This is a genomic window from Amycolatopsis sp. NPDC051102 (assembly GCF_040682815.1).
Taxonomy (GTDB): domain Bacteria; phylum Actinomycetota; class Actinomycetes; order Mycobacteriales; family Pseudonocardiaceae; genus Amycolatopsis.
In genome coordinates, this window is the sequence record NZ_JBFBBT010000023.1 from 89760 (window position 1) to 108600 (window position 18841).

An 18841-nucleotide genomic window follows, 5' to 3' on the forward strand; every position below is an offset into this window, starting at 1 on the left:
ATACCGTGGTTCTTCCAGGTAGGGGGGCCTGCCGGGCGAGTTTCGACGGCGGTGGGGAGGGCCGATGACCAAAACCGGACACCGTGGTTTTGCGGCGGCGTTGGGCGGTCGTGAGTTCCGCGCGCTGTGGCTCGCCGAAGCCTTGTCGGTCTTCGGCGACCAGGTCGCGCGGGTCGCGCTCGCACTGCTGGTCTACGCACGCACGGACTCGGCGGCGCTGACGGCGTTGACCTACGCCCTGACCTTCGTGCCGGCGGTCCTGGGCGGCTTCCTGCTCTCCGGTCTGGCGGATCGCTATCCACGCCGGACGGTGATCGTCGTGACCGATGTCGTGCGCGCCGTGCTGGCGGCCGCGATGGCCGTGCCGGGGATGCCGCTCGGGATCCTCTGGGCGTTGATCGGCTGCCTGACCATGGCTGCGGCACCGTTCAAGGCCGCTCAACTCGCGCTCCTGCCGGACGTGCTTCCAAACGGGCTGTACCAGGCCGGTCTCGGCCTCCGGCAGATCAGCACGCAAGCCGCCCAGGTGGCCGGCTTCGGACTCGGCGGCCTGCTCGTGACGAGCTTGAGCACGAGCGGCGCCCTGCTGGTGAACGCCGCGACGTTCCTGGTCAGCGCCGTCGTGGTCGCCGCGGTGGTCCGAGCTCGTCCCGTCAGCCGAGCTGAGACCAAGTCGACGCTGCGGTCAGCGGCGGCGGGCAGCGACCCGCGCATGGTCGCTGTCTACATGCTGGCCGCGATGATCGGATTTCTTGTAGTACCTGAAGGCTTGGCGGCGCCGTACGCGAACGCGGTGGGCCTGACGTCGATCGGGGTCGGCGTCCTGATGGCTGCCGATCCCGTCGGCAGCGTGCTCGGCGGCTGGCTCGCCAGCCGGCTCCGGCCCGATACCGCGATCACGGCGAAGCTGGTCGTCGTGCCTGCGGCGGTGTCCGGCCTGCCCCTGATCGCCTGCCTCGCGCTACCAGGCGCTTGGTGGGCTGCAGGCCTCTGGGCGGTCTCGGGTGCGCTGTCGACCATCTACCTGATTCGGCTGCAGGCGGTCGTCGTCGAGCTGGTGCCGGACGCGCGTCGCGGCACCACGATGGGACGGCTGAGCACCTGCCTCTACAGCTCGCAGGGCATCGCGATCCTCGGCGCCGGTGTGGTCGCCGAGCGCATCGATCCTGTCTTCGTCGTCGCCGCATCGGGGGCGTTGGCGTCACTCTGCGCGTTCGCGGCCGGTTTCGTCTGGTGGGCGGCTCGACCTCGGCAGGCGAGAACTGTCGAGGACGAGCCCGCACCGGTGGATTCAGCGCGCTCAGAAGTCCTTGTTACGCATAGTGACCCCCTCCCGGAGCGTCCGGCGGCGGGAGGTGCCGAGGTGCGGCGGCCGGAGCTCGAGGACCTCGGGTCCTCCCCTGGGAACGGAAGCGAGATCAGTATGCCGAAGGAGGGGGTCGCTGAGCGCTCTGGTTGGTCACGATGGGCTATCTGGTTGCTGCCGCGGCCCGCGGCGGTGTTTCTGCTGGTCATCGACGCCATTGCGGTAGCTGCCGTCGTCATCGACGCGGGCGCCCCGATGGCATGGCGGGATGTCGTGTCCTGCGGGTTGATCGTCGGGCTCGGCATCCTGGCCGCGGAGATGACCCGCCGGGTCGAGCGCCGGCGACGGCGGTTTTCGGACACCCCGCACGTCAATTTCTCGTCCGTGTGGACCCTGGCCGCCGCGCTCACCCTCCCGACCGCCTTGGCGGCCCTCGTCGCCGTGCTGCTGTACCTGCACCTGTGGCTGCGCAGTTGGCGGGGCGTCGCCGGGATCCACGCGCACCGGGTCATCTTCAGCACGGCGAACGTGATCCTGTCCTGCCAGATCGCGGGGTGGGCTGCTCGGCAGCTGCGCGTCGTGCCGCCGGGCCAGGAAGCCGGGGTCTGGACCGCGGTCGGCTTGGCCTTGGTCATCGCGATCTACTTCGCCGCGAATTCGACGATTGTCGGCGTGGCGATCGCGCTCGCCAGGCGGAGCCTTTCGTTCAAGCGGATGCTCGGCGCGCTCAACGAGAACATCCTCGAGCTGGCGACGTTGTGCATGGGCGCGTTGACGGCGGTCCTCCTGACCTTGCGCCCGTGGCTTGTGATCGTGTTGTTCCTGCCGCTTTATGCGCTGCATCGGAGCGTCCTGATCCGCCAGTTCGAGCACGCTTCGACCACTGATTCGAAGACCGGGCTGCTCAACGCCGCAAGCTGGCACGCGATCGCAGCGAAGGAGATCGACCGCGCTCGCCAGCACGGCTTCGACGTCGGCGTCCTGATGATCGATATTGACCATTTCCGCGACGTGAACAACGTTCACGGCCACCTGACCGGCGACAAGGCGCTCGTGCTCGTCGGCAACGCGATCCGCAGCGAGGTTCGGAGCGACGACCTCTGCGGGCGGTTCGGTGGCGAGGAGTTCGTCGTGCTGTTGCCGGGCAGCTCGCCGGATGCGATCCACGCCATCGCGGACCGAATCCGTGAGCACGTCGAACGCACCACCATCGAGCCGGACTCCGGCCCCGGCTTCCACGTCAGCGTGTCGATCGGTGCAGCTGCCTTCCCTTCAGCGGGCAGGTCGCTGGAGGAGGTCCTGATCTCCGCTGACAACGCGCTGTTCGCGGCGAAAGACTCCGGGCGCAACCAGGTCCGAGTCGTGAAGACGACCGCTTAGCGATGGCCGCGGCTGTCGGTTCGAGCTTGGTCGTGTCGCTGCTGCGACCAGGTGGCCAACGGACGCAACGCGCGCAGGAGCGCGCGGCCGTCGGGTGACAGCTTGTACCAAACATTGGAGAAGGCGCTGCCCTCCGCGCGTCGTTCGACGAGCCCGTCCTGCTCGAGCCGCCGGAGGGTGTCGGTCAGCGTGCGAGCCGTCAGCGGCTTCGAGTGCGATATCCAGCCGGAGCGCTCCTCAGCCTCGTTCACCTCGTTCCGCAGCTTGGTGAACTCCAGTTCGCCAAGCGCCAGGGTTGCGAGGACGGCGACGGTCCAATCACCCCGCAGCAGGGCAAGCACCTCGTGCACGCTTTGCCGGTACGGCACGTCCCAGTCAGCCACACCAGCAGACCTATCACGAAGTGCCGCCCGGCTTGCCCCGTTCGAGATCTTGACGTCCTTTGGACAGGACACCTTCGTCCGAACGAGTGAAGATCCGTCGACTGAGTCCAGACTCACCCGTCGACTTACCTTGCACTCAGCCGAGGTCAGCCCGCTAAACCGAAAAGCCCCCGGGCTCCTGCGCCTGGGAACGGAAGAGGAATCGAAGAGGACGGTGGCCGGCCGTGTCTGGCGAGAAGGCCGGCCGGTCACCACCGAAGGCGTACGGGGGAGGGACGCTGAAATGACGTCAGCTGAGTTGCTTGAGCGGGTCGATCGGTTACCCGCCGGCAAGGAGCATGGCGGCCAGCGCGCCGGCGACCAGGAAAGGTCCCATCGGAACCGGGGTCCGGCCGCGTCCGAGACGCATGATCGCCACCGCGATCGCGGCGGCCAGCCAGGGCAGCAGACTGCCGAGCGCGAGCGTTTGCCAGCCGAACCAGGCGAGCACCGCGCCGAGAGGAACGGCCAGCTTCACGTCTCCGCCGCCGAGCTGGCCCGGTGCCATGAAGTAGACGGCGAGGAAGAAGGCAGCGGTCACGGCCGCACCGGCGAGGGCGCGAGCGAGCGAACCGGCCTCGTGGTCGAGGACGGCGATCGTGATGACGGCGGCGCCGACCGAACCGGCGAGTCCGAGAACAAGCAGATTCGGCAGGCGACGGTGGTGCGCGTCGGCGAAGGTCAGGGGTACCCCGAACGCCGCGACGCTCGTCGATACAGCGAACTGCGCCACGCCGGGAGCGCGCCAGGCGAGAGCGCCGACGAGTGCGGCCGCGATCACGAGCTGCGCCGCGACCTGCAGGCGGGGAGTACGGACCACGAGCGCACCGCCGATCACGACCGCGACGGCGGCCGTGATGCCGGTCAGGACGAACAGAGGTAGCGGAATGATGTCGACTCCATCAGGCGCGGTGCGTCCATCATGGACGAAGGTGCCAACCCACGCGATCTTGCTGAGCGTCGCCGCGCTCGCGCTCAGCGCGTGTTCCAGCGACGGTCCTTCTGCCCCGTCGACATCCGCGTCGAGCCCGCTCAGCACGAGTTCGTCCTCGACTCCGAAACCAGCCCCCGCACGGCAGCAGGCGATCGATGCCTACACCGGGATGTGGCGTGCCATGGTGAAAGCCAGCGAGACGTCGGACTGGCAGTCACCCGAAATGGTGAAGTACGCGACCGGCGATGCGCTCGGTGTGATCAACCGCAGCCTCTACACCGACCACCTCAACGGCGTGGTGTCGAAGGGCGAACCCACGACGAGTCCCAAGGTCATCAAGGAAGAGCCTCCGGACAACCCGAAGACCGTAATGGTTTCGGACTGTGGGGATGACACCCATTGGGTGAAGTACAAGAAGGATGGTTCGCCGTTCAATGACTCGCCGGGAGGGCGACGATCGATCACCGCGGAGGTCAAGAAGCAAGCAGACGGATCGTGGAGGGTCACCCGCTTCGCAGTGGAAGGAGTCGGGTCGTGCTAGGACGTGGAATCGCGATAGCAGGTCTTACGGCGTCCACCTTGGTCCTGGCCACCTTGCCGGCGTTGGCAAGCGGTTGGGGCTACACCGACTGCAGCCAGTACCCGAACCCCGGCTGCGAACTCGGAGCGGGCAAGGGCGGGCAGCAGGGCGACGACCACGGCAAGCAGCCGAACAAGCCCGGAGGCCCAGGACATCACAACTCCGGCGGCGGACCTTCGGATCCCGGCGGCGACACGATCATCGGCGGCGGCAACTTGGCCCAATGCGGCTACGAGCGCAGCGGATACCAGGGACCACCGCCCGGGAGCGCTCAGCCGGCCGCTTACCACGTCCTGTCGAAGACCGGGCCGGCCACGGCGGTGCCCGCCGTCTACCGGCGACTGGCGGGCGCGCAGCCGCCGTCCGGTGCTTGGTACGTCTACAAGTGCACCGGGCCCGGCGTTCGGGACACGCTGTACCGGCCGCCTGTCTGGATCGCGGACGGTGAGCCCGGTCCGGCGCCGCTGCCGTCGCCTGCTGAGCTCGCCGCGCAGGCGCGGAACCAGCTGCGTCTGCCCGCGCCGAAGATCAAAGCGAATCCGGCTGGCGACCAGCTGGTCACCTTGCCGACCTGGTTGTGGCTGGACCGGAGCAGCTGGGGCGACGTGTCGGCCACCGCGTCGGTGCCGGGCGTCTCGGTGACCGCGGTCGCCAAGCCGACTTCGGTGACCTGGTCGATGGGCGAGGGTGGGTCGGTGACCTGTACCGGCCCCGGTTCGCAGTTCCCCGGAGGCGGTGACCCGAAGAGCGCGTCGCCGGACTGCGGCTACACGTACAAGACGTCCTCGGCCGGCCAGCGCTCGGACGCGTTCCCGGTGACCGCCACGGTGAACTGGACCGTGACGTGGTCCGGCGCAGGCACGGGCGGCACGTTCCCGAACATGACGACCTCGGCCTCGGCGGCGTTCCGTGTGGCGGAGAGCCAGGGAATCGCGACCGGCTGAGGTCCGGTACGCACAACACAATCCCCATCGAGAAAGGGCACGTCGAACATCCGAGTCGACGCGTCGCGATGGCGTCATGCCTTGAGGAGGTCGGTGGTGACCACTACCGCAAGTTCAACCAGCTCGGACGCGAAACCCGCGTCGCTGAACTCGTGGGCGAGCCGTGATGGCAAGACGCCCGCACGCCTGAGTGGTGGAGGCCGGCGCCGCAGCGTGCCCCACCTGCTGCTCGGCGTCCTGCTGGTCGCTGTGTGCGCGGCCGGAGGCGTGTTCGCAGGGATGCAGCTCGGCGACCGTGAAAGCGTCGTCGCGCTGGCCCGTGCCGTTGCCGTGGGCCAGCTTCTCGAGGTTCAGGATCTCAAGCAGGTCAGTATGGCGGTGGATACCGGATTGGACGTTCTGCCCGCGTCGGCAGCGTCCACAGTGGTCGGCCGGCCGGTGGCATTCAGCCTGCCCGTCGGTTCGCTGGTGACCCGCGCGGTCCTTGGCGTTCCTCAGATTCCTGCGCCCGGCAAGGGCGTCGCGGCGGTGGGGCTCAAGCCGGGACAGTTTCCGCCCGACCTGGCGCCCGGAACCACGGTGGCGGTCCTCGCGACGCCGGGGCAAAGCCCAGCTGTCGGAACGCCGCTCGGCCAGACGTCGTCGTGGACCGCGGTGGTGGCCGCCGTCGCTGCCCGGGAGACCGAGCAGATCACCGTGGTGTCCCTGCAGCTGGCCGAATCGGACGCTCGTGCGTTGGCTTCGGCCCCGGCGGGCCAGCTCAGCCTCGTGGCGATTGCCGGGGGAGGACGCTGATGCTGATCGCCGTCTGCTCCCTCAAAGGCTCGCCTGGTGCGACCACCCTGGCGACCGCACTCGGGGCCTGCTGGCCGACCCAGCAGAGTCCGATCGTCGTCGAAGCCGACCCGGCCGGCGGCGACCTGATGGCCCGCTTCCGGTTGCCCGACACACCGGGCCTGGTCAGCTTGGCCGCAGCCGCCCGAGGCCGTGGAGGTGCCGACCCGAGCCTGCTCGTCCAGCACTCCCAGCCTCTGCCGGGCGGCTTGCGGGTCGTGCCTGGCCCGGTCGGCGCTGAACAAGCTCGTGCAGCGCTCGCGGTGCTGGCCTCCGGAGTCTCGTCGCCGCTGCGTCGCGCGGCTGGCCAGCCGGACACCGTGGTCATCGCCGACTGCGGCCGGGTCGATCCCGGTTCTCCCGCGCTGCCGATCGTCCGCGGTGCGGACGCGATGCTGCTGCTCTCCCGCCCGCACGACGACGAGCTCGCCCACGTCGCGCTCAAGCTGCGGGCCGCCCAGCAGTGGTCACGCCGACCGTGCCTCGTCCTGGTGGGCGACGGCTACCCGACTGCGGAGGTCTCGCAGACGCTGCAGATCCCGGTGATGGGCCGGGTGCCCGCCGACACCAAGGGCGCGGCGATGTTCAGCGGCCAGGGCACAGGCCGGCGCGGGGCGGACAAGTCCGCGCTCGGCCGGGCCGCGGCAGCGATCGCGCTGAACCTCCACGCGCACGGGCGCCAGCCGACTACTACCGACGGAAGCCGAACACCGCACCTGCGGCTGGCGGTTGTCGGCGAGTCGGTGCCAGGCGTACCCCCACAGCGGGTCGGCCCGCACATCTGGAACGGGGCGACGCCATGACGCGCCCCGACCTGGCTGCGCCGGTCAACGGCCGTCCGCACGTGCCTGGGCCGACAGACCTTCCGCACCGGCCCGCTGGTGAGACCGCGGCGGTGGAACGCCTGCGGCAGCACCTGCGCGACGAGCTGTCCAGCCAGCTCAGCCACCGCGTCCGGGCCGACGAGTCCGCCGGTCGGCCGGCGATGGACGCACCGGCACGACGTCGCCTGGCCGAGGCCATCCTGACCGACGCGGCCGAGGCACACGCGCAGGCCGAGCTGCGAAACTCCGCGGCTGGCGGGATTCTCGTGGCCCCGGAGGTCGAGCAGCGCGTGATCCGCCAGGTCCTCGACGAGATCTTCGGCCTGGCCGGCCTGGAACCGCTGCTCGCCGACACCGACATCGAGAACATCAACATCAACGGCGACCGCGTCTTCGTCAAGCGCGCCGACGGTGGTCGCAAGCGTTTGCCTCCGGTGGTCGGTTCCGACACCGAGCTGATCGAGCTCATCCGGGATCTCGCTACGCGTTCCGGCGTGGAGGAGCGAAGGTTCGACCGCGGCAGCCCGATCGTGAACTTCCAGCTGCCCGGAGGCGAGCGCGTCTCAGCGGTCATGGCGGTGACCGCGCGGCCGTCGGTGTCGATCCGACGGCACCGGTTCACCAAGGTCACCCTCTCCGACCTGCGCAAGAACGGGACGATCGACCTCGCCTTGGAGAGCTTCCTGAAAGCCCTCGTGAAGGCGAAGCGCAACATCCTCGTCACCGGCGGCACGGCGATCGGCAAGACCACCATGCTGCGTGGCCTGGCCTCGGCCATCCCGTCGTGGGAGCGCCTGGTGACCATCGAGGACGTCTTCGAGCTCGGCCTCGGCGAGGACGCCGAGCTCCACCCGGATGTGGTGGCGCTGCAGGCCCGCGAACCGAACATCGAGGGCCAAGGCGAGATCTCGCTGTCGGACCTCGTGTGGCAATCCCTGCGGATGAGCCCGGACCGGGTAATCGTCGGCGAAGTCCGCGGCCCCGAGGTCATCCCGCTGACCAACGCGATGTCCATGGGCAACGACGGCAGCATGGGCACCCTCCACTCCTCCAGCAGCCAGGGCGCGTTCACCAAGCTCGCCGCCTACGCGGTGCAAGGCCCGGAGCGGCTACCGATGGAGGCAACCAACCTCCTGGTCGCCGCCGCGCTGCACTTCGTCGTGCACCTGGAAAAGCCCCGAGACGACCCCAGCAAGCGTGTCGTTTCATCGATCCGCGAAGTCGTCGGTGCTGACGGTGCCCAGATCATCAGCAACGAGGTCTGGCGGCCCGGCCCGGATGTGCGCGCGGTGCCAGGCGCGCCGCTGCGCACCGACACCGTCGACTTGCTCGTCGAGGCGGGCTATGACCCGGACCTGTTCGAGCGGCGCGAAGGTTGGTGGACGCCATGACCATCGTCTTGCTTGGGGTGCTTGGGGGCGGTCTCGCCGTCGGGGCCCTGCTCATCGTCGCCGGTCTGGGCGGTCGACCTGCGCGTGTGGCGACGTCGTCGCGGCTGAGCACCTGGCTGGCCGCACGGCACGACCGCAAGCAGGTCGGCCTGCTCGTCATGGCCATGCTGGTCGGCCTGGCGGTGGGCATGGTCACCGGCTGGGTGGTTGGCGGCATCCTGGCCGTGGTCGCGGTGGTCGGGGTGCCGCGGATCCTCGGCTCCAACGTCGACCACCAGCGCCAGCTCCAACGCATCGAGGCGATCGCCGGGTGGACGGAGATGCTGCGCGACACCCTCGTGGCCGCGGCCGGACTGGAGCAGGCCATCCTCGCTACCGCCCCGGCCTGCCCGGAGGCGATCCGCGAGGAGATCACCGAGCTGGCCGTCCGGCTGGGACGCGGCGAACGCCTCGCACCGTCCCTACGCCACCTCGCCGATCAGCTCCGTGACCCGACCGCTGATCTGGTGATCTCCGCACTCGTGCTGGCCGCCGAGCACCAGGCCCGGCAGCTGGCCGATCTGCTCGGCGAACTGGCTGGTGAGGCACGCGAGCAGGCGTCCATGCGCATGCGGGTTGAGGCCGGCCGTGCTCGCACCCGGACCAGCGTGCGGGTCGTCGTGATCACCACGTTGGTCTTCGCGGTCGGGCTGGTGCTGCTCAACCGTGGCTATCTCGTCCCCTACGACTCGGCGTTCGGACAGATCATGCTGCTGCTCGTCGGCCTGCTGTTCACGGTCGCCTTCACCTGGCTCGGACGGATTGTGCGCCAGCGTGACCCCGAGAGGTTCCTGACCGAGCTGAGCGCGATCCGCCAGCACGATCCCGATGCCGATGGCCTGCTCACCGGGAAGGGAGCGTCATCATGATCGAGGCGTTGCTGTGGGGAGCCGGGCTCGGCGTCGGCTTGTGGGCGCTTGTGGTTTACGTGTTCCCGCCGCGGCCGCCGCTGCGGGCCCTGGTCGACCGGCTGCACGCGGCGCCGGCGCCGCTGCCGATCCTCACCGCGGAATCCGACGGTTGGGCGCTGCAGGTGGGCCGTCCGTTCGTCAAGCCGCTGGCTGCTCTCGGGTTGCCCAACAGCAAGCTACGCAACGACCTCGCGGTCACTGGTAAGGGCATCGAGCACCACCTGGCCGAGAAGGCGTCGCTGGCGCTGGCCGGGTTGCTGCTGCCGACCGTGATGCAGGTGCTGCTTGTCGTGGCCGACGTCGGCCTCTCCTGGGAAGTTCCCGCGGTCGCCGGTCTCCTCTTCGGGCTCGGCGGATTCCTGCTCCCGGACATCCGCGTTCGAAAGGAGGCCGAGCGGCGCCGTTCCACCTTCCGGCACGCGTTGTCGGCCTACCTGAACCTCATCCGGGTCCTGCTGGCAGGCGGCGCCGGTGTCGACGGCGCGCTGTCGGACGCGGTTGGGATTGGCAAGGGCTGGGCGTTCCAGCAACTTCGTCGCGCCCTGATCACCGCCAAGCTGACCCGCACCACGCCGTGGGCCACCTTCGGCCAGCTCGGCGGCGAACTCGACGTGCATCAGCTCTCCGAGCTCGCAGCGTCGGTCAGCCTCGCGGGTACCGAAGGCGCCCGCGTCCGCGCGAGCCTCGCGGCCAAGGCCGCGGCACTGCGTACTCGCGAACTCACCGATGCCGAAGGCGATGCCCAGGCAGCGACCGAACGGATGAGCTTGCCCGTGGTGATGCTGTTCATCGGCTTCCTCGTCTTCATCGGATATCCGGCCCTTGCCAGCGTGCTGGCCGGCTTATGAAACTCCCGTGAGTTCACGAATTCTGAAGCTTTGATCGGTCGGAACCGAAGGACGGAGGTGCTGAAATGATGCTACGAGAACCCTTGGGTTGTCGAACTGGTGGTGTGGCTGGTGACTGTGCGAACGTAGCGCTCGGCGCCTTGTGTCGTGATACCGAAGAAGTCGCTGAGGCGGCGGGCATCTCCGTCGGTCGCCGTTGCTTCGTGCAGGATGCGGTCCTGGCGGATTGCGTCAGCGGACGCGCCGATGGTGTTGGTGATCCAGCTTGGTGTGACGGTGCATGTTCTGACACCGGTGTGTCCGTTGATGAACACGTGCGGGTTGACCGTGTTGGGCCAGTGTCGTGCGCGTTCGTCCAGCCACGCGGCGATCTTCTCCTGAACGTATGGCGCCACGAGGATTGTTCGCTGTCCGATGTGGAGTCGGTGGTCGTGAAGGTCGGTCAACATGAGGTGCCTCAGTTCACTCGACCGCAGCGCGTGAAAGGCCACAAGTGCGGCCAGGGCTTCGCGGACTGGTTTGCCGCTGTTGATCGCCTCACGAACTTTGGTGAGTTCCATAGGCATGGGTTCGCTTTCCCGCACCAGGATGCGGGGCAATCTTGCGGCTGGATTGGTGAAGATGACCTGCTGGCCCTTGAGGACGCGGAACAGGTCGCGCACAGCCGACAGAGTTCGCCGCTGGTCTGTGGCGGCGTCAGGAAGGACATCGAGGATGGCCTGCCGGTCGATCTCGCGCAACGATTGGTAGCCGGCTTCGGCCCAGGTACTCAGGATTGCCCCGAGGCTGGCTACATGGCGACGGAGTGTGGACTCGCCGGTCGGTTTGTAACGAGGCGGTGTTGTGGTGCCGTGCCGCCGAATGTCGAACCACTGGCCGAACTCCCGGGCGAGCTGTTCAGGCAGTCGTGCCGCGTGCTGAGCGAAGAAGCCATCCAAGGCGGGTCGCCGGTCGTCGTCGAGCATTCCGGCCGAGGCCAGGACTTCCAGGACCGACTTGAGGTTGTCGACCCCGCGTCCCTTCGTGACCGCGGCAACGTCGCTGACGGGAATGGCTGCTCCTGGGGTGTCTTGGAGGGCAAGAAGAATTCGGATGACGCCACGGGCGTTGACGATGAGCGCGTCGCGCCAGCCGAAGCTCGCAGCGTGATCGAGAAGCGCGTACTCCAATGCGGCTTCCAGGTCCGGCAGTGGTGGGTCGGGGGGGCACCGTCGCGTGCGTGGATGTCGCCGTGGCAGGTCGAACAGGGTCAGCTGGCGGTGAGCCACCGGATAGCGCACTGGCCAGCTGCGCGGATAGTTGGACTCGGCAACGGGGTCGGGCCGTTTCTCGCGGAACATGTCTGCGAGGAACAGCTGCTGGCCAAGCCTGTTGGCCTCGCGAACGTCCATGCTCTGGTGTGCTGGCCGGACCAAGTGGGCCTGACGGCAGCACAAGCGGCAGTAGCCACGAGCGTTGACGATGACCAGCCGCAGGCACGACGGACATGGCGCAACCGGTTCGGGAAGTCGTTTGTGCCAGCTGTGGCATCCCTGGCAGAGGCCGCCGTAGGTGCGGGTGACGCCCCAGCCCAGGCAGTCTCGGCACGACTCGACGACCGGTGCCTGTCGATGGCACTGGTGACACAGATTTCCGGTGTAGTAGTTGTCGGTCGAGCCGCATCGCTTGCAACGCGGCGGCCGCTTCCATACTCGCGGAACGCAGTCGTAGCAGCACTCTCGCCCGTAGTAGGGGCGCGGCTTCACGCCGCATCGGGCGCATTGTCGGACCTTGGTCATGCTGGTGGTGTCGTCCGGTTGCGGCCGAGCCGGGGACGGACGACAGGCACACCGTCCGCGGTCGTGCGTTCGCGCTGGGCGGGCCGTCGAGCAGCGACCTTCTCGGGCTCACAGATCAACAGGTCCGAGGGTAGGCAGTCCAGAACCGTGCATATGATGTCGAGGTCATCGAGCCGGATGGTGGTCGGGGTGCCGGTCCAGAGGCCGGACATCTTGCCTGCGCTGATCTCCAGGCCGGCCTCGGCCAGCCGCCGGCGGAGCTCGGTGGACTTCCAGATCCCGCGCTCGGCGGCCTTGAGCCGCAGATTCCACAGCACCGGGTCACTCCTGTTCGTCTGCGAGACGAGCGGCCACGCGATTGTTCGCTGCGTCCCAAGCTTGTTCGATGTGCTCGGCCTGGACGTGGATGTATCGAGTCGTGGTCGAGAGCCATTCATGGCCGAGCAGGTCTTGAATGGCCTTGAGATCCATGCCGTGCGCATAGAGCGACGAGGCGCAGAAGTGTCGCAGTCCGTGCGGCGTCAGCGTGCCTGCCCACGCCGGGAGCCAGCGGGACACCGCATCGGCCAGCCCCGAACGCAAAGCATCATCCCCGGCACGAAGACACCTTCCGGTCTCGCGATCACGTCGTTCGCTGGGCAGCATCGGGGCGTCCGGATCGGCCCAGTCGTCGCCGAACTGATGGCGAATGTCCATGAACCACCACGACATCAAGGCATCAACGGAGTTGATCGCGGGGACCAGGCGGGTCTTTGGGCCGCGTCCGCAGCTGCCCTTGCCGAACCGGACATGAAGCTTTCCGTAGTCGCCGAGGTCAGGGCGCCAGTCGCGGATGTCGAGCATTACTGTCTCCTGAATTCGCAGGCCTGCCCGCCGCCACAGCGATGCGGCAAAGTAGTCGCGTGCCGCGGGCAGGAACTTGCGTGCTTCCTTGAGACTGGTGGCCCAGGCGCTGAACAGGGTGTCGACCTCGGACTCCGAGGGCGGTACGCGACCGGCGCCGTGTTCGGTGCGAGCAGGCCGATTGTGCTCATCGATCGGCTGGCTGACCACGTGACCGGTCAGCGCATGAATGTCACCCTGGTACCGGGAGATCAGAAAGTCGTAGTACCCGGCCAGCGACAACGCTTTGTGTCGCACGGTGGCCTTCGCCGAGCCGCGCTCACGTCGGAGGTAGACGAGGTATCGGTCGGCGTCGGCTGGTTCTGCCGTCCACACTGGACGACTGAGGAAGTGGATGAAGTCGAACACGACTGCGCGCTCACGGGACACATAGCTGTCGGTCAGCCCGGCGCCGACCATCGCCAGGGCGTACTGGTCGACCAGTTCCTGCTCGAACTCATCAAGCTCCTGCGGCGTCCGAAGCCGTCGGCCGGACCCGAGCGAGCGCACCACCGCCAGCGCCACAGGCACCCCACTTCATCGGAGACGACCAACCATCACAATCTCCGACATCCGTTCAGGAATCGCGACCGGACGTCAACATCTCCACGCGATCGAGTGAACCCGCCGCTACCTGCACAGCAGGCCAAACCAACGATCTTGCCCGCAAACGAACTCGCGGGTATCCCGACAGTCCACTTCAGACCGTCGTACCTTTAAGGAGAAGCTGATGTCGAACGAAGTTCAGATTCTGATCGCCCGCGTCCGCGCCGAGCTGGAACGGCTGCGTCATGACGAAGGCGGCTACTCGACCGAAGCCGTCGTGGTGACCGCTGCCTTGGTCCTCCTGGCGATTGCCGTGATCGCAATCATCGTCGCCAAGGTGACCGAGAAGGCCAACGGCATCACTCTCTAGGCAGGTGACCACGATGCCTCGAAACGTACTGCGCCGACTTCGCACGGATGAGCGCGGCGCCGGCACAGCCGAGCTCGTCATCGCCACACCGCTGCTGTTACTGCTGGTTCTGCTCATCGCTCAATTTGCGCTGTACATGCACGCCGTCCACATTGCTCAAGCCGCTGCGTCCCAGGCACTGTCCGCGGCACGAATCTCCTCCGGGAGCTCAGCCACAGGTGACACCGAAGGACAACGAGTCCTCACGCAACTGGGCAACGGACCGTTGCGGGAGACCTCGGTGAACGTCCAGCGTGGAGCTGCCCAAGTATCCGTGACGGTCACAGGAACCGTGACCAGTCTGATCCCGTTCACAACCCTCGCGGTCCACGCAGAAGCCGTTGGGCCAGTAGAGGAATTCACCCCGCCGAGCGGAGCCGGGGCGGTGACACCATGACCGCGGCCCGCACCCTCCTTGCGCTACGGCGGGACGACCGGGGATCCGCCGCGGCCGAGCTCACCCTCCTGACCCCGGTGCTGATCCTGCTCTTACTGTTCGTCGTCTTCTGCGGCCGGCTGGCCGACACCAAGCTGCGAATCAACGACGTCGCCCACCAAGCCGCCCGAGCCGCCACTCTGGCCCGCAGTCCATCGCAAGCCACCGCCAACGCCCAGGCCACCGCCAGCGCGGCCTTGCGCTCGGCCGGGATCGCATGCCAGTCGCTGTCGGTGTCCGCCGAAACCCAGGGGCTCAAACCTGGAGCCACGGTGACAGTCACCGTGACGTGCAGCGTCGGACTAGGCGACCTGACCTCGCTCGGCGTGCCCGGCAGCCGGACGTTCGAGTCCACCTTCTCCTCGCCAGTCGACGTCTGGCGCGGCACCTCTGGAGGAACGGCATGAGGTCGATCGCAGTGCTACGTCGGCTGCGCGACGATGAAGAAGGCCGGGTAACCGCCTTCGTTGTCACCATCGCGCTCGCGGCCCTCCTCTTCGCCGGCCTCGTGCTCGATGGCGGGCTGGCACTGGCCGCCAAGGTCCGCGCCATCGGCGAGGCACAGGAAGCGGCGCGGACCGGCGCCCAGAAAATCGACCTCGCTGCGTACCGCGCCGACGGCTCGCTGCGCCTGGTCCCGCAGCGGGCGGGGGCCGCGGCCCGGAGTTACCTCGCTGCCGCGGGGCACACCGGCAGCGTGTCGGTCACCGGCAACAAGGTCGCCGTAACCGTCACCATCGACCAGCCCACTCAGCTGCTCGGGCTCGTCAGCATCGCCTCGATCACCGTAACCGGAGCCGGACAAGCTGAACCACAGCGCGGAATCTCCGGCGTACTTCCATGAGAGGACTCGAAAATGGCGACTACCGAAGAGATCGAACGCCGCGTCGAGGAAGCTGACGCAGCCCGCAGCGCGAAGAGGACCGAGGCCGCGCGGCGCGTCGGCGAGCTCGTTCAGCAGCGGACTGAAGTGGCCGAGAAGCTCAGCGAGATCGACCGGAAGCTCGGGGACATCCTCGTCGGAGCGAGCGACGTCATCGGCGTCGACGAGCTGGCCAAGTTCACCGATGTCCCGGCTGCCGACCTCGCCCAGTGGCGCGACGGCCGCAAGACGACCCGGGCCAGGCGTAAGCGGCAGGCCGCGAGCGCGCCTGCCTCGAAGATCAGCCCGAGCGCGCCGCCGACGCTCGCCGGGACACGGACATCGGCCGCCGATGCGTCCACCCGGGCTCCCGTACCAGTGCCGTGACCGTGCCGGCCCTCTCTCGCTGGACGCGGGTGTTCGTCGCAGCACTCCGGTGCGCCCGCGGACTGCTCGCGTCCGGCGCCCTGCTCGGCCTCGTGGCGGGCCTGCCCTGGGCGCTGGTGCAGTTCGTGGGCTGGCCGCTGCCGGACGAGCTGCCGACCTGGGACGAGATCCAGGCGACCCTGCTCAACCCGATGAGCGTCCGCTTCCTGCTGGACACCTTGGCGGTGGTGTGTTGGATCGTCTGGTTCTTCTTCGTTGTGGACGTTCTTCGCTGCTGCGTCGACGCGGTGCGCGGAATGACGTGGCCGAGTCGCCGTCCCGGCCTGCTGCGCGGGGTCGCCGCGGTCCTCGTCGGGACCATCGTGCTTACCCTGCTCGGCAGCCGAAGCTCGTACTCGGCGCCGCTTGCGGGCACCGCGGCGCCCACCGTCGGCCTCCGGCCGGTCGTCGCCGTCGCATCGCTACCTCCAGGTCCGGCACCACAGGCGACCAGCGCGGTGATCGATCCCGCCGCGCCGCCTCCGGCCGGCATGGTCCAGGTCACCGAGCAAGTCCGGCTCCCACACGACGGGGTCTACGACAGCCTGTGGCGCGTCGCCGAGCGCCTCTACGGTCCTGGCGGCGGCAGCCGTTGGCCCGAGCTCTTCCAGCTGAATCGCGGCGTGGAGCAGTCCGACGGACGTGCGCTGACGAAGCCCAATCTCGTGCGGCCCGGCTGGAAGATCACCGCGTACATTCCGGCGCCCAAAGAGGAGCGTCCGTCAGTGCCGCCCCGACAACCACCACCTCCGACGACCACGGCGCCGACGGCGCCCACCCAGCCCGCTCCGGAACCAACCGCGGCGGGGGAGCACCGCGAAGACCGTCCCGAGCCTGCCGTGGACCTGGTGACGGGCGTGTTCGTCAGCCTCGGCCTCGCCGGAGCGATCGCCGCGGCGGTGGTGTCGACCAGGATGTGGCGTCGGCGGCGCTATCGGATCGGAAGCGGCGACCGTGCTGACCTTCAGCGCCCGATCGCCCCCGTGGTCCGCGCTCTCTGCGCCGCGCACGGCGACGGCGACCTGCAGCGTGGTGAAGTTGCCGAGCTCGTCGACCTGGCCTTACCGGGGGAGTCGCACCTCGGCGGCGAGCTGGCCCAGGTACCCGCGAAGATCGGCGTCCGAGAACGTCGCGAACTGGCCCTGAGCCTCGCCAGCACCCGCGGGCTTGGCCTCGCGGGCCCCGGAGCGACCGCGTCCGCTCGTGCGCTGCTCCTGCACCTGCTCGCCGAGCAGCAGCCTGGCAACGCCGTCGGCGTGCTCGTGCCCGTTGACGACTTGCGTCTGGTTTTCGACGGCGTCGCCGTTGAGGACCTGCCGACCACTGTTCGCGTCGTCGCGACGCTCGACACCGCGCTCGACGAGATGGAGGCGGCCCTGCTGACTCGTACTCGCCACGCGATCGAGGAGCCCGGAACTCGGCCCGCTGTACCTTCGCTTGTACTGCTCGCCAGGCCCGCGTCCCACGCTGATCGTCGCCTGCAAGCCGTCCTCGACAACGGCTCGACGCTCGGCCTGGCCGGCGTGCTCCTCGGCCAGTGGCGTCCCGGGGCGACGCTGCTCGTCCGCCAGGACGGCACCGTCAGCGCGGCCAGCCCTGGGGTCGACGACGTCCTTACCGGTACGCGCCTGTTCAACGTTCCGGTCGCTGACGCCGCCTCTCTCCTCGAAGTGCTCCGAGCTGCAGAGAGCGCCGCTGAACAGGCTCGGGAACCGGTTCCCGAGCAGCGATCGACGGAGGTCGAGGCGAGCAGCTCGCTCGAGCAGGAGGGGCAGCACGCCGAGGACAACCAGCGGGCGGCCCGCGAGGAACCGCCGGTTCGCACCAAGCAGCCGCGGCTGTTCCTGCGTGTGCTGGGCCGAGTCCAACTCGCCGTACGGGATGAAGCAGGTGATCGCGAGCTGGGCGGTGCGTTGACGCCGAAGCAGCGGGAAGTGCTCGTCTTCCTCGCGCTGCATCCCCAGGGAGTCCGGCGCGAGGTCCTCAATGAGGCCGTCTGGCCCGACAGCCGCCCGCCACGGCCGTACAACTCGTTCCACAACACCCTCTCGACGTTGCGCCGCGCGCTCGCCGACGCCACCGACGGCCAGACGGGCAACATCGTCCTCAACGAGGACGGCCGCTACCGGCTCAGCGACGACCTTCTCGACGTCGACTTCTGGCAGCTGCAGCGCGTTCTGCAGGCGCAGCGCCCACCGGACGAGCACGGTGGTGCCGGCCTCCGCGACGCGGTCGAGCTGTACCGCGGCGACCTCGCCGAGGATCTGCTTGCCCAATGGATCGAACCCTTCCGTGAGTCCGTCCGCCGAGACGTCTTGGACGTGCTCGGCGCGCTGATCCGCGCCGACGGCGACATTTCCCCGGAGACCGCGCTGGTTCTGCTCGAACGAGCTCGCAAGTTCGACCGGTACAACGAAGGCGTCTACCGCGATATTATTCGTATTCAGGCTCGGTTGGGCCAGTACGCGGCTATTCCGCGGACCGTCGCGCTCCTGACTACAACGCTCGCCGAGATCGACCAGCAGGTGAGCGCCGAGACTCTCAATCTTGCGGATTTCCTCCAGCGTCGAGGCGGCGCGCGGTGGAAGGATGCCGCCGGCAGTGCGGCAGCCAGTTGATCGGCGGAGGGGGCGACCTCCGCAAGGTCCTGGCGACGGTCTTCTCGCGGTACCTGCTAGAGCGGTAGCCCTCGCTAGTATGTGAAGCGCCAGGTCGGCACGCTTATTGTGCCTACCGATGTGGCGCCCGACTCGGATGCCGGCAGGCATGTGAACAGTCAGGAGGGGCTGGCTGCCGACAGGCTTGTGACCGTGCAACCGAATTCATTCGAATAAAATCCTCGCGCTCGTCTTCTTATCTTTATCTCCTATGGTCTATTTATCTTGGTCTTTGTTTATTCCTGTATCTGCTTGTCTATGTTCGGTGGCGCGCTGACCTGCGCGTTTACTCCCATCTATTGACCTCTCGCCCTGGCGTGGCGAGTCTGCGAGGGGCACATAATTGTCGGCAAATAACCCGTTGGGGTCTTGATTTCCTGTGGCTCAGTCCTAAAATGGATTGTAGGAGAGAACGGGACGGCAACCCCAAAC

Annotated in this window: 19 protein-coding genes; 14 read left to right on the forward strand and 5 right to left on the reverse strand. The window is 68.1% G+C overall.

What is annotated here, in order from left to right; all coding sequences use genetic code 11:
* Positions 1-64: 64 nt before the first annotated feature.
* The gene (locus tag AB0M93_RS40280) at positions 65-2686 is read left to right on the forward strand and encodes an MFS transporter (protein WP_364284644.1); all 2622 of its coding nucleotides are present in this window, start codon (positions 65-67) and stop codon (positions 2684-2686) included.
* Here the strand turns inward: AB0M93_RS40280 and AB0M93_RS40285 are convergent.
* Both AB0M93_RS40285 and AB0M93_RS40290 read right to left on the reverse strand, forming a co-directional pair.
* Complete coding sequence (locus tag AB0M93_RS40285; RefSeq protein WP_364284646.1) at positions 2683-3069, reverse strand: helix-turn-helix domain-containing protein; 387 nt, start codon at positions 3067-3069, stop codon at positions 2683-2685. The genes AB0M93_RS40280 and AB0M93_RS40285 overlap by 4 nt on opposite strands.
* Before the next feature lie 319 nt (positions 3070-3388).
* Complete coding sequence (locus AB0M93_RS40290; RefSeq protein WP_364284648.1) at positions 3389-4147, reverse strand: A24 family peptidase; 759 nt, start codon at positions 4145-4147, stop codon at positions 3389-3391.
* A gap of 76 nt (positions 4148-4223) precedes the next feature.
* On the opposite strand from AB0M93_RS40290, the gene AB0M93_RS40295 reads away from it, so the two are divergent.
* The 7 genes from AB0M93_RS40295 to AB0M93_RS40325 all read left to right on the forward strand — a co-directional run bounded on the left by AB0M93_RS40295 (position 4224) and on the right by AB0M93_RS40325 (position 10413).
* Positions 4224-4583, forward strand: coding sequence for a hypothetical protein (locus AB0M93_RS40295; RefSeq protein WP_364284650.1), 360 nt, complete (start codon positions 4224-4226; stop codon positions 4581-4583).
* Positions 4584-4645: 62 nt separating this feature from the next.
* Complete coding sequence (locus AB0M93_RS40300) at positions 4646-5566, forward strand: hypothetical protein (protein ID WP_364284652.1); 921 nt, start codon at positions 4646-4648, stop codon at positions 5564-5566.
* Positions 5567-5662: 96 nt separating this feature from the next.
* On the forward strand, positions 5663-6361 hold the full coding sequence (locus tag AB0M93_RS40305) for a hypothetical protein (RefSeq protein WP_364284654.1): 699 nt from the start codon (positions 5663-5665) through the stop codon (positions 6359-6361).
* The gene (locus tag AB0M93_RS40310; RefSeq protein ID WP_364284656.1) at positions 6361-7203 is read left to right on the forward strand and encodes a chromosome partitioning protein; all 843 of its coding nucleotides are present in this window, start codon (positions 6361-6363) and stop codon (positions 7201-7203) included. The genes AB0M93_RS40305 and AB0M93_RS40310 overlap by 1 nt, the downstream gene beginning before the upstream one ends.
* Positions 7200-8615, forward strand: coding sequence for an ATPase, T2SS/T4P/T4SS family (locus AB0M93_RS40315; RefSeq protein WP_364284657.1), 1416 nt, complete (start codon positions 7200-7202; stop codon positions 8613-8615). Before AB0M93_RS40310 ends, AB0M93_RS40315 begins: the two co-directional genes overlap by 4 nt.
* Positions 8612-9523 (forward strand): type II secretion system F family protein, encoded by a 912-nt coding sequence (locus AB0M93_RS40320; protein ID WP_364284659.1) that lies wholly within the window; start codon positions 8612-8614, stop codon positions 9521-9523. The genes AB0M93_RS40315 and AB0M93_RS40320 overlap by 4 nt, the downstream gene beginning before the upstream one ends.
* Positions 9520-10413, forward strand: a complete 894-nt coding sequence (locus AB0M93_RS40325; protein ID WP_364284661.1) for a type II secretion system F family protein — start codon at positions 9520-9522, stop codon at positions 10411-10413. The genes AB0M93_RS40320 and AB0M93_RS40325 overlap by 4 nt, the downstream gene beginning before the upstream one ends.
* Positions 10414-10484: 71 nt before the next feature.
* Here AB0M93_RS40325 and AB0M93_RS40330 read toward each other — a convergent pair whose 3' ends face one another.
* From AB0M93_RS40330 to AB0M93_RS40340, 3 genes are all read right to left on the reverse strand, one after another.
* Positions 10485-11804, reverse strand: coding sequence for a hypothetical protein (locus AB0M93_RS40330; protein ID WP_364284663.1), 1320 nt, complete (start codon positions 11802-11804; stop codon positions 10485-10487).
* 383 nt (positions 11805-12187) lie between these two features.
* Positions 12188-12508, reverse strand: coding sequence for a helix-turn-helix transcriptional regulator (locus AB0M93_RS40335; RefSeq protein WP_364284665.1), 321 nt, complete (start codon positions 12506-12508; stop codon positions 12188-12190).
* Between the two features lie 4 nt (positions 12509-12512).
* The gene (locus AB0M93_RS40340) at positions 12513-13604 is read right to left on the reverse strand and encodes a tyrosine-type recombinase/integrase (RefSeq protein WP_364284667.1); all 1092 of its coding nucleotides are present in this window, start codon (positions 13602-13604) and stop codon (positions 12513-12515) included.
* 199 nt (positions 13605-13803) lie between these two features.
* Between AB0M93_RS40340 and AB0M93_RS40345 the strand changes: the two genes are divergently transcribed.
* The 6 genes from AB0M93_RS40345 to AB0M93_RS40370 are packed head-to-tail and all read left to right on the forward strand — an operon-like array spanning position 13804 to position 18370.
* Entirely contained in the window at positions 13804-13989 is a 186-nt protein-coding gene (locus AB0M93_RS40345; RefSeq protein WP_364284669.1) for a hypothetical protein, read from the forward strand.
* Positions 13990-14002: 13 nt separating this feature from the next.
* Positions 14003-14425, forward strand: coding sequence for a TadE/TadG family type IV pilus assembly protein (locus AB0M93_RS40350; protein WP_364284745.1), 423 nt, complete (start codon positions 14003-14005; stop codon positions 14423-14425).
* Positions 14422-14871 carry a TadE/TadG family type IV pilus assembly protein gene (locus AB0M93_RS40355; RefSeq protein ID WP_364284671.1) on the forward strand — a complete coding sequence of 150 codons (450 nt, stop codon included), beginning with the start codon at positions 14422-14424 and terminating at the stop codon, positions 14869-14871. The genes AB0M93_RS40350 and AB0M93_RS40355 overlap by 4 nt, the downstream gene beginning before the upstream one ends.
* Positions 14868-15308, forward strand: a complete 441-nt coding sequence (locus tag AB0M93_RS40360; RefSeq protein ID WP_364284673.1) for a hypothetical protein — start codon at positions 14868-14870, stop codon at positions 15306-15308. Before AB0M93_RS40355 ends, AB0M93_RS40360 begins: the two co-directional genes overlap by 4 nt.
* Positions 15309-15320: 12 nt before the next feature.
* Positions 15321-15713, forward strand: coding sequence for a hypothetical protein (locus AB0M93_RS40365; RefSeq protein WP_364284675.1), 393 nt, complete (start codon positions 15321-15323; stop codon positions 15711-15713).
* Positions 15710-18370, forward strand: coding sequence for a hypothetical protein (locus tag AB0M93_RS40370; protein WP_364284677.1), 2661 nt, complete (start codon positions 15710-15712; stop codon positions 18368-18370). The genes AB0M93_RS40365 and AB0M93_RS40370 overlap by 4 nt, the downstream gene beginning before the upstream one ends.
* The last annotated feature ends 471 nt before the right edge of the window (positions 18371-18841 follow it).